13 protein-coding genes are annotated in these 17,453 nt (G+C 50.3%); 5 read left to right on the forward strand and 8 right to left on the reverse strand.

Annotation, left to right across the window (positions count from 1 at the left end; translation table 11 throughout):
• Positions 1–43 precede the first annotated feature (43 nt).
• Together ileS and ribF are read right to left on the reverse strand one after the other, a co-directional pair.
• Positions 44–2,860: an isoleucine--tRNA ligase gene (ileS, locus tag KHS78_RS01795; RefSeq protein ID WP_211824585.1), complete on the reverse strand. Its 2,817-nt coding sequence runs from the start codon at positions 2,858–2,860 to the stop codon at positions 44–46.
• Between the two features lie 219 nt (positions 2,861–3,079).
• On the reverse strand, positions 3,080–4,009 hold the full coding sequence (gene ribF / locus KHS78_RS01800; RefSeq protein WP_211824586.1) for a bifunctional riboflavin kinase/FAD synthetase: 930 nt from the start codon (positions 4,007–4,009) through the stop codon (positions 3,080–3,082).
• A 343-nt stretch (positions 4,010–4,352) separates the two neighbouring features.
• Here ribF and KHS78_RS01805 point away from each other — a divergent pair, with 343 nt between their 5' ends.
• Positions 4,353–7,625, forward strand: coding sequence for a hypothetical protein (locus KHS78_RS01805; RefSeq protein WP_211824587.1), 3,273 nt, complete (start codon positions 4,353–4,355; stop codon positions 7,623–7,625).
• 2 nt (positions 7,626–7,627) lie between these two features.
• On the opposite strand, the gene KHS78_RS01810 is transcribed toward KHS78_RS01805, so the two are convergent.
• The gene (locus tag KHS78_RS01810) at positions 7,628–8,497 is read right to left on the reverse strand and encodes a LysR substrate-binding domain-containing protein (RefSeq protein WP_211824588.1); all 870 of its coding nucleotides are present in this window, start codon (positions 8,495–8,497) and stop codon (positions 7,628–7,630) included.
• A gap of 114 nt (positions 8,498–8,611) precedes the next feature.
• Between KHS78_RS01810 and KHS78_RS01815 the strand changes: the two genes are divergently transcribed.
• The 3 genes from KHS78_RS01815 to KHS78_RS01825 all read left to right on the forward strand — a co-directional run bounded on the left by KHS78_RS01815 (position 8,612) and on the right by KHS78_RS01825 (position 11,996).
• The gene (locus KHS78_RS01815; RefSeq protein ID WP_425513949.1) at positions 8,612–9,736 is read left to right on the forward strand and encodes an S-(hydroxymethyl)glutathione dehydrogenase/class III alcohol dehydrogenase; all 1,125 of its coding nucleotides are present in this window, start codon (positions 8,612–8,614) and stop codon (positions 9,734–9,736) included.
• A gap of 15 nt (positions 9,737–9,751) precedes the next feature.
• Positions 9,752–10,633 (forward strand): S-formylglutathione hydrolase, encoded by an 882-nt coding sequence (gene fghA, locus KHS78_RS01820; protein ID WP_281416957.1) that lies wholly within the window; start codon positions 9,752–9,754, stop codon positions 10,631–10,633.
• A 184-nt stretch (positions 10,634–10,817) separates the two neighbouring features.
• A complete protein-coding gene (locus tag KHS78_RS01825) occupies positions 10,818–11,996 on the forward strand; it encodes a hypothetical protein (protein ID WP_211824589.1) in 1,179 nt (392 codons plus the stop codon).
• A gap of 56 nt (positions 11,997–12,052) precedes the next feature.
• On the opposite strand, the gene murJ is transcribed toward KHS78_RS01825, so the two are convergent.
• Positions 12,053–13,621 carry a murein biosynthesis integral membrane protein MurJ gene (gene murJ, locus KHS78_RS01830; protein ID WP_211824590.1) on the reverse strand — a complete coding sequence of 523 codons (1,569 nt, stop codon included), beginning with the start codon at positions 13,619–13,621 and terminating at the stop codon, positions 12,053–12,055.
• A 197-nt stretch (positions 13,622–13,818) separates the two neighbouring features.
• On the opposite strand from murJ, the gene rpsT reads away from it, so the two are divergent.
• Positions 13,819–14,088, forward strand: coding sequence for a 30S ribosomal protein S20 (gene rpsT, locus KHS78_RS01835; RefSeq protein ID WP_211824591.1), 270 nt, complete (start codon positions 13,819–13,821; stop codon positions 14,086–14,088).
• Between the two features lie 71 nt (positions 14,089–14,159).
• Here rpsT and proB read toward each other — a convergent pair whose 3' ends face one another.
• The 4 genes from proB to rplU all read right to left on the reverse strand — a co-directional run bounded on the left by proB (position 14,160) and on the right by rplU (position 17,260).
• On the reverse strand, positions 14,160–15,284 hold the full coding sequence (gene proB, locus KHS78_RS01840) for a glutamate 5-kinase (RefSeq protein WP_211824592.1): 1,125 nt from the start codon (positions 15,282–15,284) through the stop codon (positions 14,160–14,162).
• Between the two features lie 21 nt (positions 15,285–15,305).
• Positions 15,306–16,502 (reverse strand): Obg family GTPase CgtA, encoded by a 1,197-nt coding sequence (cgtA, locus tag KHS78_RS01845; RefSeq protein WP_211824593.1) that lies wholly within the window; start codon positions 16,500–16,502, stop codon positions 15,306–15,308.
• Positions 16,503–16,673: 171 nt separating this feature from the next.
• Positions 16,674–16,931 (reverse strand): 50S ribosomal protein L27, encoded by a 258-nt coding sequence (gene rpmA / locus KHS78_RS01850; protein ID WP_211824594.1) that lies wholly within the window; start codon positions 16,929–16,931, stop codon positions 16,674–16,676.
• 17 nt (positions 16,932–16,948) lie between these two features.
• A complete protein-coding gene (gene rplU / locus KHS78_RS01855) occupies positions 16,949–17,260 on the reverse strand; it encodes a 50S ribosomal protein L21 (RefSeq protein WP_211824595.1) in 312 nt (103 codons plus the stop codon).
• Between the last annotated feature and the right edge of the window lie 193 nt (positions 17,261–17,453).

The following is a 17,453-nucleotide window of genomic DNA, read 5'->3' on the forward strand; positions in this document are numbered from 1 at the left end:
TAGTACGTCTATTTAACGATCAGCACCAGCCCATTCAAGGCTATTATGCAAAGTGCCTAATCTCACCTTTACCATCAACATTCTCAATGCAGCGGCCACACAGCTCCGGATGTGCCTCACTGGTGCCCACATCCTCACGACGGTGCCAGCATCGGACGCATTTTTCAAAGGTTGAGGCTTTAACCGCAACCTTGAGACCGTCCAGATCCGTTGCTGAAGCCTCTGATGCATCTGTCAGCGGCTTGAGATCCACACGGGATGTGATCAACACAAAGCGCAATTCATCGTCCAGTGCAGCCAGATCCTTCATCAATCCTTCATCGGCGAACAATGTCACTTCTGCTTCCAGGCCGCTGCCAATCACGCCAGCACTACGTGCCTCTTCCAGCGCTTTGTTGACGGCGGTTTTTGCCATCATGATCCGTTGCCAGAACTCACGGTTCATGGTCGAATGCTCCAGCGCGTGCAAACCTTCATACCAGGTTTCCATGTGGATGGACGCACTGCGCTCGCCCGGCAGCTGCTGCCAGATTTCATCGGCAGTGAAGCTCAGAATCGGCGCGATCCAACGAGCCAACGCTTCAACGATATGGTACATCGCAGTCTGGCAGCTACGACGCGCAAGGCTGTTCGCCTGGGTGGTGTACTGGCGATCCTTGATGATATCCAGGTAGAAACTGCCCAGATCCAGCGCACAGAAGTTCTGTACTTTCTGGTATACATTCAGGAAGTTGTACTTCTGGTAGCTGCTGACAATCTCCTGCTGCAACTGCAGGGCACGATCAACAGCCCAGCTGTCCAGCGGCAGCATCTCGGCGGCAGGTACGCAATCAGTCGCCGGATCAAAGCCGTTCAGGTTGGATAGCAGGAACCGGGCAGTATTCCGGATACGGCGGTAGGTATCAGAACTCCGCTTGAGAATCTCGTCAGAAACGGTCATCTCTGCGCTGTAATCTGTCGCAGCGACCCACAGGCGCAGTACATCAGCACCCAGTGAATTCATGACCGACTGCGGTGCAATAACATTACCGATGGATTTGGACATCTTGCGCCCCTGACCATCCACCGTGAAACCGTGGGTCAGCAGGGTTTTGTAAGGCGGTACATTCTTAATAGCGATACCGGTCTTCAGTGAAGACTGGAACCAGCCACGATGCTGGTCAGAACCTTCCAGATAGAGATCCGCCGGGAATTGCAGGTAATCCCGCGCATCCAGTACCGCCATGTGTGTCACACCGGAATCGAACCAGACATCCAGCGTATCCGTCACTTTGATGTAATTGTCTGCATCTTCAGCAGAGAGCAATTCTGACGGTTCCAGATCAAACCAGGCGTCCATCCCCTCTTTCTCGACCCGCAGGGCTACCTGCTCGATCAGCGCCGGCGTATCCGGGTGCAGCTCTTCGGTGTCCTTATGGATGAACAGGGCAATGGGCACGCCCCAGGTCCGCTGACGGGAGATACACCAGTCCGGGCTACCTTCCAGCATGGCTTCCATGCGGTTGCGGCCCCATTCCGGTGTAAAGCTGACATCCTTGATGGCTTCTTTAGCGCGTTCCAGCAGACCATTCTTGGTCATGCTGACAAACCACTGCGGTGTTGCCCGGAAAATCAGCGGAGTCTTGGTTCGCCAGCAGTGCGGATAACTGTGCTGGAAGGACTTCTCATGCAACAGACGCCCTTTTTCCATGAGGACTTCCACCACATGGCGATCCACCTTGTAGACGTGCTCACCGGCAAACAGCTCAACATTGCTGCGGAAGCTGCCGTTGTCGTCAACATAATTCAGTGTGCCCAGGCCATACTTGCGGCCTACGTTAAAGTCATCCACACCGTGGTCAGGCGCGGTATGAACACAGCCGGTACCCGCATCCAGCGTAACGTGATCGCCCAACAGGATAGGCAGCTGCTTGTCATAGAAAGGATGGTTAACTGTCAGGTTTTCCAGCGTCTGGCCGGTTGTGGTTGCCAGTACGGTGTAATCTTCCACGTTGTAGCGCTGCATGATGGACTCCAGCAGCCCTTGTGCAACGATCAAACGCTCGGCACCCAGACCGGCATCACACTGCACCAGCACATAGTCCAGTTCAGCGCCCAGGGTGACGGCCTGGCTTGAAGGCAGTGTCCAGGGAGTGGTGGTCCAGATCACGACTGAAACTGGACCTTCGCCCTTGTCACCACCGAATGCAGACAAAACATCGGCTTCACTGCTGACAGGATAACGGACATCAATGGCCAGTGACGTCTTGTCCTGGTATTCCACTTCCGCTTCAGCCAGGGCGGATGCGCCCACGACACTCCAGTAAACCGGCTTGTAGCCCTTATGCAGATGACCATTCTCCGTCACCTTACCCAAGGCGCGGATGATGTCAGCTTCGAACCGGTAGTCCATGGTCAGGTAAGGGTTATCCCACTCACCCAATACGCCCAGGCGTTTAAAATCCTCACGCTGGCCGTTGACCTGCTTGGTTGCATACTCACGGCATTTCTTGCGGAAGGTCTTCACGTCGACTTTGACGCCCGCCTTGCCGACTTTCTGCTCCACCTTGTGCTCAATGGGCAGACCGTGACAATCCCAGCCCGGCACATAAGGGGCGTCGTAACCACTCATGGTTCGGGACTTGACGATAATATCCTTGAGAATCTTGTTAACCGCGTGACCGATGTGAATGTCGCCGTTCGCATACGGAGGGCCATCATGCAGAATAAACTTGTCCCGGCCAGCAGATGCCTTGCGAATCTCGCCGTACAGATCCATTTCATACCAGCGCTTGAGCATCTGCGGCTCGCGCTGCGGCAGGTTGGCTTTCATGGGAAAGCCGGTTTGGGGCAGGTTTAACGTCTGTTTATAGTCACTCATCTGTTATCTACCAGCATTGACATCATCACATCGGTCACAGGCAGTCCGGTACAGGACTCCGGCTCGCTCTGACTGCAACAGAGTCCGTGTTCACATTAAGCGGAATGCAGCCGTTCAAAAACAGCAATGGGGATTGCACCATAAAAAGTACAATCCCCGTCATAGTGGAACCTCACATTCCGGCAAGGTTCCCGAGAATTTATTACTTGGGGCGAAAAACTATTGGCCGTTCAAAAGCACCCGAGCCCGAACTATATCATCTGCAATCGCCGCTTTCAGGTCGGAAATGGACCGGAAGGACTGCTCATCGCGGATTTTATGGAGAAATTCCACCTGAATCCGCTGGCCATAGAGATCACCCTGATAGTCGAGCAAGTGTACCTCCAGTCGCGCGCCCTGTCCCGCAACGGTTGGGCGGGAGCCAACATTGGCCACGCCGTTGTACACCTGATCCAGCAGGCCATGCACCCTGACGGCAAAGACTCCTCTTACCGGTAACGACTTGCGCTTGAGCACAATATTGGCGGTCGGGACACCCATGGAACGGCCCAGGCGCTGGCCGTGGCTGACTTTGCCGGAAATAAGATAGGTACGGCCCAGCAGCGTATTGACGTCTACGAAGTCACCCGCAGCTAACGCCTGCCGGATACGGGTACTGCTGACACGTTCGTCATTAATCATAACCGTACGGGTATGATCAACAGAGAATCCCAGCGTCTTACCGGCAGACGCTAACCGGGCGAAGTTACCGGAACGATCACAACCAAACCGGAAATCATCACCCACAACAAGGTGGCGGACTGCCAGAATATCGACCAGTACTGTCTGGATGAATTCATCCGCCGTCAAGGATCGGAACGCTTCGTTGAAAGGCAGACACAAGACCGTATCAACCCCTTCCGCAGCCAGCACTTCCAGTTTATCGCGCAGAGTATAAACCCGGGCAGGCGCCTGCTCCCCCGTGAAGAATTCCCTGGGCTGCGGCTCAAACAGGACCACGCAGGCGGGTAGGTTAAGCGCCGCAGCCTTCTCCCTGACCTGAGCCAGGATATCCTGATGCCCCAGGTGAACCCCATCGAAGTTACCGATGGTCGCGACACAGCCCTGCGGCAGTGGCTGAATGTTCTGAAAGCCCCGTATCAACTGCATTGAAAAGTAGTCCGACCCTGTTCCGTGAAGCGTTATAAAGCCGGGTTATGATAAAGGTCCGTGGCGCTGACGGCAAAGTGAAATGATATCCCCTATCAAATGTTCGATTATATCCTGATAAAAAATTCAAGCTACGTAGTCATTCGTATATTTTAAACATGGCCATACTATCTCATTTTGTCTGAAACACTGACGAAAGCATCATTAACATTCCAATTATGTTTTTATGGCTAACAATCGTGAAACATAGGGCTCTTCAACAAAAACAAAATAATGAAAAAGCAATCCAACATAGATAATCACACATCTATCAGGATATCAGAGAACATCTGCAAGGATTAATATGGCAAATCAAGCAACATGTGATCGAAGTGCGAGCAAGACTCTTGCTTTTTCAGTCATTGACAAAAACATCCATGATAGCGATTTTATCTATATGGATAGGCGATCGTTAAAAAAAGTCCCGCCTACTGTAACCAATGTACTTCAAACCCAAGACTCACTTCGCAAACTATTATGTGAAAAGCTTAACAACGCAGGTAGAAAAAGCTTAGCAAATAGACTATCAAAAAAAAACATAACATACAAAGAACTAAAATCACTCACCCAGCAAATAAACAATCCACGAACAAAGCAAACACTACTGAATAATAGCACCAAACTTTTTTCAACCATACCTTATGAAAACCTTCCATCTGTAGTAAGGGAGGACATTGAAAAAAAAGACATTCCTAGTATTCCGGAGAACATCCATATACTGCACCAGATAATGACTTGTCATGAATTTGAAATGCACTCAATAGCACTTATCAAGCACTTTACCACTCAGTGCATGCAAATTGACTTTAACAGTCCTTTTGAAACACTAGAAGAGGAATATAGCGATTGTGCACGGCTGCTTTTAACCCCAGGCTCAAACACTGAAGAAGTTCAGCTGCAAATGTGCTATATAAAAAATCTGGAAAGCTTACATGATATATGGAAACAACAAAACCCTGCTGACTGGAACCAAGTACTCCTGCAACATACATCTCAAGCGCCTTCTCCCAGATTTATAGGACCTGAAGACGTCCAGGTAGATGAAGTTCAATCACTGGAAAAAGACAGCCCATCGCAATGGCAAGGCATTACGACTATACCAACCTTATCCCCAATAGAGCCAAAAACCACTATTCAAAAGGAACCAGAACACCTTTTACGAGCACAGGTAACCCTGCCGCAAATCTTGACTTGCACACAAGAACAAGCAATTAGTGCTACGGCACCATTAACAGTGGACAAAATCGAGAAAGGCAAAGACGACAATTCAGACAGCACCATAACAAAATCCGATACAGTCTCTGAACCAAAAGTACAACAACAAGAAGAACAGGCTGATATGTTGCCGGGCGCACATAAGCCAACCCAGCCAGATGTTAGACCTAAAATTCAGACACGAGATAAGTCGCGCGTTACTGAATCAAGCAAAGGATCTGAAAAAAAGCCATCAGAAGAAAGTCAACTGCCCCCTGCAAAAGAACAACATCAAAGACCCACCTTCACACCATTGAGCGCTATACCAGAGATGGGCTTAGACTTCACCAACGAAGAAGATTTTAATAACCATTTGGCTGAACGAACCCTAGAACTGCATAATCTTTTTATGCAACAAGAAGACGCTGTCTTGCAATATATTCAGAATCCAGGCAACAGAGATGCATTTATGAATGCACTGAGGGCAGTTAATACAGGCCCCTGGATTAGCAGTAGACTTTACACATTACTGAAGCAAGCTGCTGATATAACATCTGGAGTGAACAACCCCTTCCGTTCCAGGCTAAACGCCCTGATCGATAGCAATGCTTTTTTTAATGGCCAACCACCTAAAGAACTTTCCACGGGAAAAGTTTTTATGGCTCTTGAAGAAAACAAAAAACTTGATGGGACTATGTTGTTCTATTGCCATGAAAATATTTCACCAACGGAGGCACTGGGAAGCTTCCCTAAATATTTCAGTGTCCTTGACTCTGACTCCGCAGCATTTCTTGCATTTTTTTTCAGCTTTCATGATTACCTAGGGCAATTCTTTGACATATATGCCAGGGATGAGTGCGATATTGAGTTTGACATAGTTCGTGGCTTCTTTCTCGGCACATACTCTCGAATAAAAGACATAAAATTAAAACTTGCAATAGTCGCCCCCCTAGATTCCTTCCTAGAAGGAGCAGGAACCCCCCCTCAAAAAGGCTCGATATTATTCGCAAAAAATCATAAGGAATATAAAAACAGACATATCAACCATCAATATGAATTACTTACAATGATATGTACTTCCAAGCAAACACAAGAAACAACATTCACTGCACCAGGCTTGTTCACTGATCTTAACAAAGACAAGGTGGATGAATTATTAGTAGCATTATACAATCAAGATCCAGCCATTGAAGAAATGATAAGTAAATCACTATGGAATAAGCTTCATCGCCACAAAAGTGCACTATATTACGGCTGGAACACTCCACCAGGCAACATGAGCTCTGAAAAACTCAGAAAAGACGGAGGAGGCCTTAATATTGAACACCCCGCACACATCGACTTTGAGAGTCTACAGTCATTTAAGAACAAAAAATTAAAAGAACAAAAAGCAAAAGAAAAATCACGAAAAAAACGAAAGACCCAAGAAAAAAAAGACTCATCACAAACAAGCACAAAACCAAGTACTCCCTCAATGCCAAAACGCACTAAAACCAAAAGAAAAACCGAACGAAAATTCTTGCGTGAACAAAATCCACATAAAGATAAACAAACAACCGAAAACCCAATAACCTCACTCGAAATGCAGCAAAAAGAATTACAACAGCTGTGTCAAAAAAGAGAGTTAGTATCAGTATCCGAAATAAAAAGGAGAGCAAGCAACATCAGTAAACGCATGCAGGAAATGGAGAATCAAAACATCCAAGTCCCAGATGAACTAAAATATCAGATTGATCAAAACTTCCGCACTGCTGAAGAAATACACGCGCTAGCACCACTCGAAACAATACAATTAAAACTACACAACCTCTGTGAAAAAAGAAATTTACAATCATTACATGAAATAAGCGAGACAGAAAAAAGCGCCAGAGGACTCATGCAGGAAATGGAAGATAAAGACATCAAGATTCCGGATACACTAAAACGTCAGATTGATCAGGATTTTCGCGTTGCTCAAGAAATACGCAAAATCGCACCACTCGAACGACTACAATCAAAACTACACAAATTGTGCGAAAAAAGAAATTTACAGTCAGCACATGAAATAACCGAGACAGAAAACAGCACCAGAGAACTCATGCAGGAAATGAAAAACAAAGGTGTCAAGATCCCGGATGATCTACAAAGCCAGTTTGATAAGGACTGTCAAATTGCTGAAGAAATGCGCGAAGCAGCCCCACTCGTCCAGATGCAACGTAGAATACACAAGCTGTGGAAAGAAGGCAGAAAACTTTCACCTCAAGAACAAGAGATTAACAAGGCCATAAATGAAGCCAGAACACTGATCGATACACTTAAAGTAAAAGGGGTGCCTATTCCTGAAGAATTCATTGATCTCCTTGAGAGAGATATTCGCGATGCAAAGAAACTACTATCCCAGTAACTTCAGCCAAAATGATGTTTAAAGTATTCGACCAACAATCTGACTTTAGGAGACAGGTGTCTATTTTGAGGATACACAGCCCAAATCCCATCATCAGGCAACCGGTACTGATCCAGCACAGACACCAGCTCACCACGTTTCAGATGTTTTTCAACATAATAATCAGGCAGCTGGACAAGCCCCAATCCGCGCAACGAGGCATCCTTTAATGCGAGGCCACTATTACAACGCCACTGTCCATGCACTCGAAAATACTTCTCCTGCCCATTTTCAAGGAAGCGCCATACATCCACTGAACCATGCAGGCATTGGTGCTGACTGAGCTCGCCCAATGTATGCGGCTGGCCATAACGCCGGAAGTACGCTGGCGAGCCACAGACGTATTGGGTACGACGGCCAATTTTTCTGGCGATTAATGAGCTGTCTTCCAGTTTGCCCAGGCGTATCGCCAGGTCATAGCCATGACTGATCAAATCCAGTTTCTCGTTGGTCAGGATAAATTCCAGACGCAGCTCCGGATGATCACAGAGAAACTGGTTCACCAGCGGCGCGACAAAATGCTCGCCATAGAACACCGGTGCAGTCATTTTTAATAACCCTCTCGGGTCACCATTGAGATCGGCCACCGCCCTGTCGGCTTCTTCAAGCCCCACCAGCAACTGGCGGCAATGTTGATAGTAAAGATTACCGGATTCCGTCAGCGTCACCTTCCGGGTCGATCGATAAAACAGTTTGGCGCCCAGCCGCTGTTCCAGCGCGTTGACCTTGCGGCTGACATGAGCAACGGATACATCCAGCTGCTTGGCCGCTCCCGTAAAACTGTTTGCATCCGCAACAGCGACAAATTCTGTGACGCCCTGCCAGCGCTCCATTGTTACCACCTGGTAATAGTGATTTACCTGAAACGGCAATTATTGTTTCATCAGAAACAAATACAATACGTGCATCAACACGATCCACTCACCCACAACACAGGGTATGACAGAATGGAAATGATCAAGACACGCGCCGCCGTTGCCTGGGCACCAGGAGAACCACTGAAAATCGAAGAAGTCGATTTGATGCCGCCGCAAAAAGGTGAAGTATTGGTGCGCATTGTCGCATCCGGCGTTTGCCATACCGATGCCTACACGCTGTCAGGCAGTGATCCGGAAGGCGTTTTCCCCGCGATACTCGGCCATGAAGGCGGCGGTATCGTCGAAGCAGTTGGAGAAGGCGTTACCGGCCTGGCCATCGGTGACCATGTGATTCCGCTATACACCCCGGAGTGTGGCGAATGCAAATTCTGCAAATCCGGCAAGACCAACCTCTGCCAGGCCATTCGCGCTACACAGGGTAAGGGACTGATGCCCGATGGCACCACCCGTTTCTATAAAGACGGCAACCCCATCTACCACTACATGGGGACGTCGACCTTTTCCGAGTACACCGTCGTACCGGAAATCGCACTGGCAAAAATCCGCAAAGATGCACCGCTGGAAAAAGTCTGCCTGCTGGGCTGTGGTGTGACCACCGGTATGGGTGCCGTCATGAATACGGCGAAGGTTCAGGAAGGTGACACCGTTGCCATCTTTGGCCTGGGCGGCATTGGCCTGTCCGCCATCATTGGCGCCACCATGGCGAAAGCGGGCCGCATCATTGCCATCGATATCAACGAAAGCAAGTTTGAGATTGCACGACAGCTGGGCGCTACCGACTGCGTCAATCCCAAGGATTATGATAAACCGATCCAGGACGTCATCGTGGAAATGACCGATGGCGGTGTGGACTACTCCTTTGAATGTGTAGGAAATGTGCATCTGATGCGTTCGGCCCTGGAATGCTGCCACAAGGGCTGGGGTGAATCGGTCGTTATTGGTGTGGCCGGTGCGGGAGAAGAGATATCCACCCGTCCGTTCCAGCTGGTAACCGGCCGGGTATGGAAAGGCTCAGCCTTTGGTGGCGTCAAAGGCCGTTCAGAGCTGCCGGATTACGTTCAGCGTTATATGGAGGGTGAATATGAACTGGATACCTTCATTACCCACACCATGGGGCTGGATGAGATCAACACCGCGTTTGATCTTATGCACGAAGGCAAGTCCATCCGCACTGTGATTCATTTCGACCAATAAATCAGCAAGACCGGGATGCACCGCATCCCGGCACAGGTAACATCCATGCCGGAAACACTGGAATTACTCAACAGCTACCGCTGTTTCGAGGGATGGCAGAAACAGTATCGCCACCCTTCAACCACCCTGCACTGCAACATGACGTTTTCAGTTTACCTGCCACCGCAGACCAACAACGGTGAAAAGGTACCCGTCGTATACTGGCTGTCAGGCCTGACCTGTACGGATGAAAACTTTTCCACCAAGGCCGGCGCCCAGCGAATTGCCGCTGAACTGGGACTGGCACTGGTGATGCCCGACACCAGTCCTCGCGGTGAAGGCGTGCCCGATGCAGACGACCAGGCTTATGATCTTGGATTGGGTGCAGGCTTTTACCTCAATGCCATCCAGGCGCCCTGGAATCGCCACTATCAGATGTATGACTACATCACAAAGGAGCTGCCAACATTAATCGAGCAGACGTTCCCCGTCACCCATCAGCGCGCGGTTTCCGGTCACTCTATGGGCGGCCATGGCGCTCTGATGATTGCACTGAAAAATCCGGACAGATATGTCTCAGCCACAGCCTTCTCCCCCATCGTCAATCCAACACAATGCCCCTGGGGTGAAAAAGCCTTCACCCATTACCTGGGTAATGATAAGGAAAGCTGGAAGACCTGGGATACAACGGAACTGATTGCAGCAGGAGCAGGAAATCTACCTGTACTCATTGATCAGGGCTCTGAAGACAGTTTTCTGGAACAGCAATTGTTAACGGAAAACTTAATATCCGCCTGCAAGACAAAACAGTACTCTGCCGAGATTCGCTACCAAAAGGGTTATGATCACAGCTATTACTTTATCGCCTCATTTATTGAGGAACACTTACGTTTTCATCACAAACACTTCAGCGCATGACAATGATGCGGGCTTTGCTTCTATGCAAAGCCCGCATCATTCAGAGTATTCCATTCCTATTACCTTCGTCAAAATATAGCGTTTTAGAATAAAAAAAAACAATATCCAACGAATTCACATGGAACATTTTCCTTTGCTATCTCTCTAATATTTATCACCATTCAACAACGGGAGATTAATCAGTATGGAAGGCATAAAGGGAAATACACCCATCTTCAAGAATAGTCAGGAAGATAAACCTACAACAGGCAATAGCCCCAACGTGACCAAAGCACTAAGCCAGCAAGAAAAAAAGACTCCTGTCATAAAAATTGGAAACCGCCTTATTTATAAGTTGTACGATCAAGTTGTCATCCATGGAATAAGTGCTCCAGAAGCAATAAAAAAAGAACTTAACATTGATCCTCAATCCCCCCAAGGTTTGGCAGTACAGAATCAGCTTCAGGAACATACCCGACAACAACAGGGTAAAAGCCAGACAAAAAAAGAAAATGAGCACAACTCCCTCTCTACCGCAGGAGCCACTGCTGCGCCCAAAGAGATCGAAGACACATCCATGGACGATAGAAAAAGAGCCGAAACAGACTCCCTTTACCAATTTATTGAGCAAGACCGGGCGCAAAAGGGAGAACAATTTAATTTTAAAAAGTATTTAAGAAAACTCCGTCCAGATAGCAAAAACTCAAAAATGATGTCTGCGTATATAGAACAGATCCAATCAATAACCGATGAAATTTACACTAGATTCCCGATATTCTATGATTCTGCTCTAAGGGCTGCCTATATCGTAATCCAAAAAAGCATGTTTCTTAACGAACCTATTCTCGAAGTAAATCTTGACACGCTTGACAAGCCTGAAGTCAGAAGCATCATCGATAGGCTATTCACTATCAATCTTTATGATTCAGAAGAGCGCCCAGAAGATATTCATAACATTCCTGAAGAATTTCGCAACCCATGCCAAGCATCAGTGCCATACGCCATGAGAAGTGGGCCAGCTCGCCCCCTCCTTGAGTATGGCACCTATGCTTTCGAGGCCATTCTGGCAACACTGACAGTCAAATTTGAATGCTTTCCTTCTGCTATTCAAAAGATTGCAACCTGCATATGTTCGCTTGAAATGTATATCCAAGCTTACAGAACACCTTACAGACTACAAACCACTTTAGAGCAGGATATCAGACGAGAAATTGCCGAGCGCCTGGATCACAACGGTGTAGATCAAATTCTTATAGACGCTTATATGGAGCAGTTACGAGAAAGCGTTATTGATCCCGACATCATTTCTGGATTGGCAAAAATTGATTCCCTTATCGCCACACCAGATCCCGCTTCGGAACAACCAAAAGCTGCGATAGGATAAGCTGGAATATTAGGGGTGGTGATAGTCCTAAACACTTCACCACCACCAATTTCATCTTAATGCCTGAAGTGTCGGATACGCATACCCATCATCAATAGCGCAATAGCGTAAATCAACACACCGCTGACCACGAGAATCACGATATTCTCCACTCGCGCCCACAAGCCCCAGTTCAACCACTGCTCAGGATCAGCACACAGCCATACCAGCACAGCCCCCATGGCGACATTCGCCATAATCAATCGGAAGCCATACACCGACCAACCAGCAGCCGGCTTGAATACGCCTGCTTTTCGCAATCCACTAAACAGCAAACCTGCATTCAACAAGGCCGACATGGACGTCGCCAGCGCCAGTCCAACATGATCTAACGGCCAGACCAATATAAGATTGAACACCATATTGGCGACCATGGCGGTGACCCCAATCTTCACCGGTGTCTTGGTATCCTGACGAGCGAAATACCCTGGAGCCAGCACCTTGATCAGCATGAACGCCGCCAAACCTAACGCATAGGCACGAAGGCTCATGGCGGACATCATGACATCATGCCCGGTCATCTGACCGTGGTGGAAGAGTGTGGCAATCAGCGGCTCCGCTAGAATAAACAGGGCAACACCGGCAGGAATACCGATGAGCAGCACCATGCGCAGCGCCCAGTCCAGTGTCGCTGAAAACGCTTCCGGCGATTCCTTGGCATGATTACGGGACAGGCTTGGCAAGATCACTGTGGCAATGGCGATGCCGAAAATACCCAGGGGTAATTCAGACAGGCGATCAGAATAATAAAGCCAGGAGACACTCCCCGTCTGAAGGAAAGACGCCAAAACGGTATCCAGTAACAGGTTGATCTGGCTGACAGACACACTGAACAGCGCCGGGATCATCAGGGTCATGATTCGCCGCACCCCTTCGTCCTGCCAACTCCATTTAGGCGTCGGCAGCATATCGATCCGCCAGAGGAACGGGATCTGCAGCAACAACTGGGAAATACCGGCAATGACCACGCCCCAGGCCAGCGCCATGACGGGCTGCTCAAACCAGGGGCTCATCAATATAGTGGCGCCAATCAAACTGGCATTGAGCAGTACCGGTGTGAATGCCGGCACCGCAAACCGTCCGTAACTGTTTAGAATGGAACCCGCAAAGGCTGTCAAGGAAATCAGCAACAGGTAAGGAAAGGTAATACGCAGCATACTGCCAGCCAATTCAAGCTTGGCAGAGTCCTGATAGAAACCGGGCGCAAACACCATAATCAACAACGGGGAGGCGAGCATGCAAATCGTCGTCACACCAACCAGCGTTAAACCAAGCGTACCCGCCACATGGTTCACCAATGCCTGCACCTGCTCCTTAGGACGCTTGGTTCGGTACTCAGACAACACCGGCACAAAGGCCTGGGAAAACGCCCCTTCGGCAAATAAACGACGGAGGAAGTTGGGAATCTTGAACGCTACAAAAAATGCGTCGGCTTCCGCCTTGGAGCCGAAATAAACGGCAATGACCACATCCCGCGCCAGTCCCAATACACGGGACAGCATGGTCATAAAACCGACGGTGACACTGGAGCGTAACAGCCCCCGTTCCGGTTTTCCGGAACCTGGATTTTCAATGGGTGATGACATGAACACGATGCATTAGCAGGGTTTACCCAGAGTGTACCCAATCACCACTACCAGCGACCAGTGAAATAAATACGCATGCCGCGCGAAGGCAGGCCACGCATGGCGCGGCACCGAGAAATCCCTGTTGACAAGTTCAGGCTCTGCCTTCATAGTTCCGCGTTTAGAAATACAGTCCGAAGTTTCAGGAGCACCTAAAGTTGGCTAACTCTCCTTCTGCTAAGAAGCGCGCCCGTCAGGCCGAACAGAGCCGCAAGCACAATGCAAGTCTGCGTTCCATGGTTCGCACATCCATCAAAAAAGTGATTGCAGCCGTTGAAAGCAAGGATGCAGAAGCCGCCAAGGCCGCTTACGCCGCCGCCGTTCCGGTTATCGACCGCATGGCAGACAAAGGCATCATCCACAAGAACAAGGCTGCTCGTCACAAGAGCCGTCTGAACGACCAGGTTAAGGCTCTGGCAACTGCCTGATCCGACACCCGATCATAGAAAAGCCGGCAATCGCCGGCTTTTTCTTTATCTGCACAATGACCAGGATCGACTCAGACCAATACCAGATTATCCCGGTGCAACAGCTCCGGCTCATCAATATAACCCAGTATTGATGCAATCTGGCTGGAGGGATGACCGGCCAGCTTAACAGCATCTTCACTGTTATAGTTGACCAGACCACGGGCCACTTCATTACCCGACTCATCCACACAGGCCACCATCTCACCGCGCTGAAATCGGCCTTCAACGGAACGTACACCGACCGGCAGCAAACTCCGACCCGAATCCCGCAAGGCTCTAATCGCCCCGGCATCGATGACCAGACGCCCCTGAACCCGCAACTGGCCAGCCAGCCACCGCTTACGCGCCGCTTCCGGCGCATGGTCCGGCAGCATCAGGGTACCCAGCGACTCACTACTATAGAGACGCTCAAGCACACTCTCCATTCTGCCGCCGACAATCAGGGTTTTAGCCCCTGAGCGAGCCGCCAGTCTTGCAGCACGCAACTTGGTTGCCATGCCACCACGACCCAGCTTACCGCCGCCAGAGCCCGCCAAGGCATCCAGCTTTCGGTCCGAGGCATAGGCTTCATCGATCATTTCAGCGTCAGGATCAGTACGCGGATCAGCCGTAAACATACCCTTCTGATCCGTCAACAGGGTCAGCACATCCGCTTCCACCAGATTGGCCACCAGCGCACCCAGGGTATCGTTATCCCCGAACCGGATCTCATCGGTCACTACGGTATCGTTTTCATTGATAACCGGAATGACCCCCAGATCCAGCATCGTGACCAGCGCACTGCGGGCATTCAGATAACGCTGCCGGTTGGACAGGTCAGCATGGGTCAGCAAAACCTGTGCAGTCTGGATACCATGCCGCTCAAACGCCGACTGCCAGGTCTGCGCCAGCTCCATCTGCCCAACGGCTGCGGCCACCTGCAATTCATGCATCGCGGCCGGTCGCTCTTTCCAGCCGAGCCGGGACATGCCCGCTGCAACAGCACCGGACGAGACCAGCACCACTTCCACACCCTGGCGACGCAGCGCCGCCATCTGGGCCACCCAATGGGAAATACCTTCAACATTCAGGCCACGGCCGTCATCCGTCAGCAGCGCACTGCCAATCTTGACCACCCAGCGATGGGTGTCGGCCAGCATCTCCCGGTTCGACATCGTTTTCCTTGCTCCTGGAACTTACGGGGCGTAAATAACTTCCACCTCGCCGTCATCATCGTCTTCTTCAAGCTGCACTTCTTTCATCGCCCGACGCTTGAGCCGACGCTGCTCAGACTGCTCATGAATCCTGATACGGCCTTCCTCTTCCATACGGGCGCGGTGTTCGGCTTCCGCCTGGGCGAAGGTTTCATCTTCCGCTTCCTGCAGGTTTTTCTCTTCAACGAAACGCATGATGTCCTGGCAAAGACGCTCAGTCCCTTCCCCACTGATCGCGGCAGTCCGGTATACCGGCCCTTCCCAGCCCATCTCGCTGACAATACGGTCACAGATCGCATCACGATCCGATTCCGGCAACAGATCAACCTTGTTCAGAACCAGCCAGCGATCGCGCTGCGCCACGGCCGGACTGAAGCTTTCCAACTCATGAATAATCGCTTTTGCCGATTCTACCGGATCAGACTCATCAAATGGCGCCACATCTACCAGGTGTAGGAGAATCCGGCAACGGGACAAATGCTTCAGGAAGCGAATACCCAGACCCGCACCATCAGCCGCCCCTTCAATCAACCCGGGAATATCCGCAATCACAAAACTCTGGTGTTGCTTGACACTCACCACGCCCAGATTCGGCACCAGTGTGGTAAAGGGATAGTCCGCCACTTTCGGCTTGGCATGGGATACGGAGCGAATAAAGGTCGACTTACCCGCATTCGGCATACCCAGCAGACCGACGTCGGCAATCACCTTCAACTCAAAGCGCAGGTTACGCGCCTCACCCGGCTTACCCGGTGTGGACTCGCGCGGCGCCCGGTTGGTGCTGGACTTAAAGCAGCTGTTACCAATCCCGTTATGACCGCCCTTGGCCACCATGAATTTCTGGCCGGCATGGGTCAGGTCACAGATGACTTCTTCGATATCTTCATCAATGACAGTGGTACCCACTGGCACTTTCAGCACCAGGTCTTCACCCTGCTTGCCGGTACAGTTGCTACCACGACCCTGCTCACCGCTTTCCGCCTTGAATTTGCGCTGGTAACGGTAATCTACCAGGGTATTCAGATCATTTTCCGCCACGACATAGACATGACCGCCCTTGCCGCCATTGCCACCGTCAGGACCACCATTGGGGATAAACTTTTCCCGGCGGAAGCTCACACACCCATTGCCGCCTTTGCCCGCTTCCACGAAGATCGGTGCTTCATCGACAAACTTCATAACTCTTTCTCCATCTGCCGGGCCATCCGCGCCCCGTTTTCCCCAACGGTACGAACCACCCGGACATAAAAGAAAAGCCCCGACCGTAGGCGGGGCTTTTCAACCATGAAAACGCGCTGACTTCACCTGTGTGAAAACACCGCATTCCTCACGGCTTCTATCACAACGGGATCAGGCCGCTTCGATTCGCACATACTTGCGATTCTTGGGACCTTTCACCTCGAAGACCACCTTGCCGTCTGCCTTGGCAAACAGGGTGTGATCCTTGCCAACACCTACGTTTTCACCGGCGTGGAAACGGGTGCCGCGCTGACGTACCAGGATGTTACCCGCAGCAACGACCTGACCACCGTAGCGCTTCACACCAAGGCGTTTACTTTCCGAGTCGCGGCCGTTACGAGTACTACCGCCTGCCTTTTTATGTGCCATTGATCAATCTCCTGATATTAGCCGCTGATACCGGTGATCTTCACTTCGGTGAACCACTGACGGTGGCCCATCTGCTTGCGATGGTGCTTCCGGCGGTGGAACTTGATGATCATGACTTTCTTGCCACGGCCCTGAGTAACCACTTCAGCGGCTACTTTAGCGCCTTCAACAACGGGTGCGCCGAGTTTTACGTCGTCGCCGTTGCCGATCATCAGCACCTGGTCAAATTCAACGGTTTCACCTGTGGCAATATCGAGTTTCTCGATCTTCAGGGTGTCGCCTTCAGCAACACGGTACTGCTTGCCACCAGTTTTGATAACTGCGTACATTTTAATCTCCGAAAATCCTGGGCCTTTTTGTTAAAGGCATCCACCCGGACGGGTGGAATTTTCTGTTAACCAACACTGTTTCCTGTGCCTGTGCTGCATGATGCTTTCCGGTAAACCGGTACACCATAACAAAGTAGCAACGGGCGGGATCTCCAGATTGGGGCGGCCATTGTAAGGAATGTCCAATAAGTGC

The sequence above is a fragment of the Kistimonas asteriae genome (assembly GCF_018263925.1).
In the GTDB taxonomy this organism is placed as follows: domain Bacteria; phylum Pseudomonadota; class Gammaproteobacteria; order Pseudomonadales; family Endozoicomonadaceae; genus Kistimonas; species Kistimonas asteriae.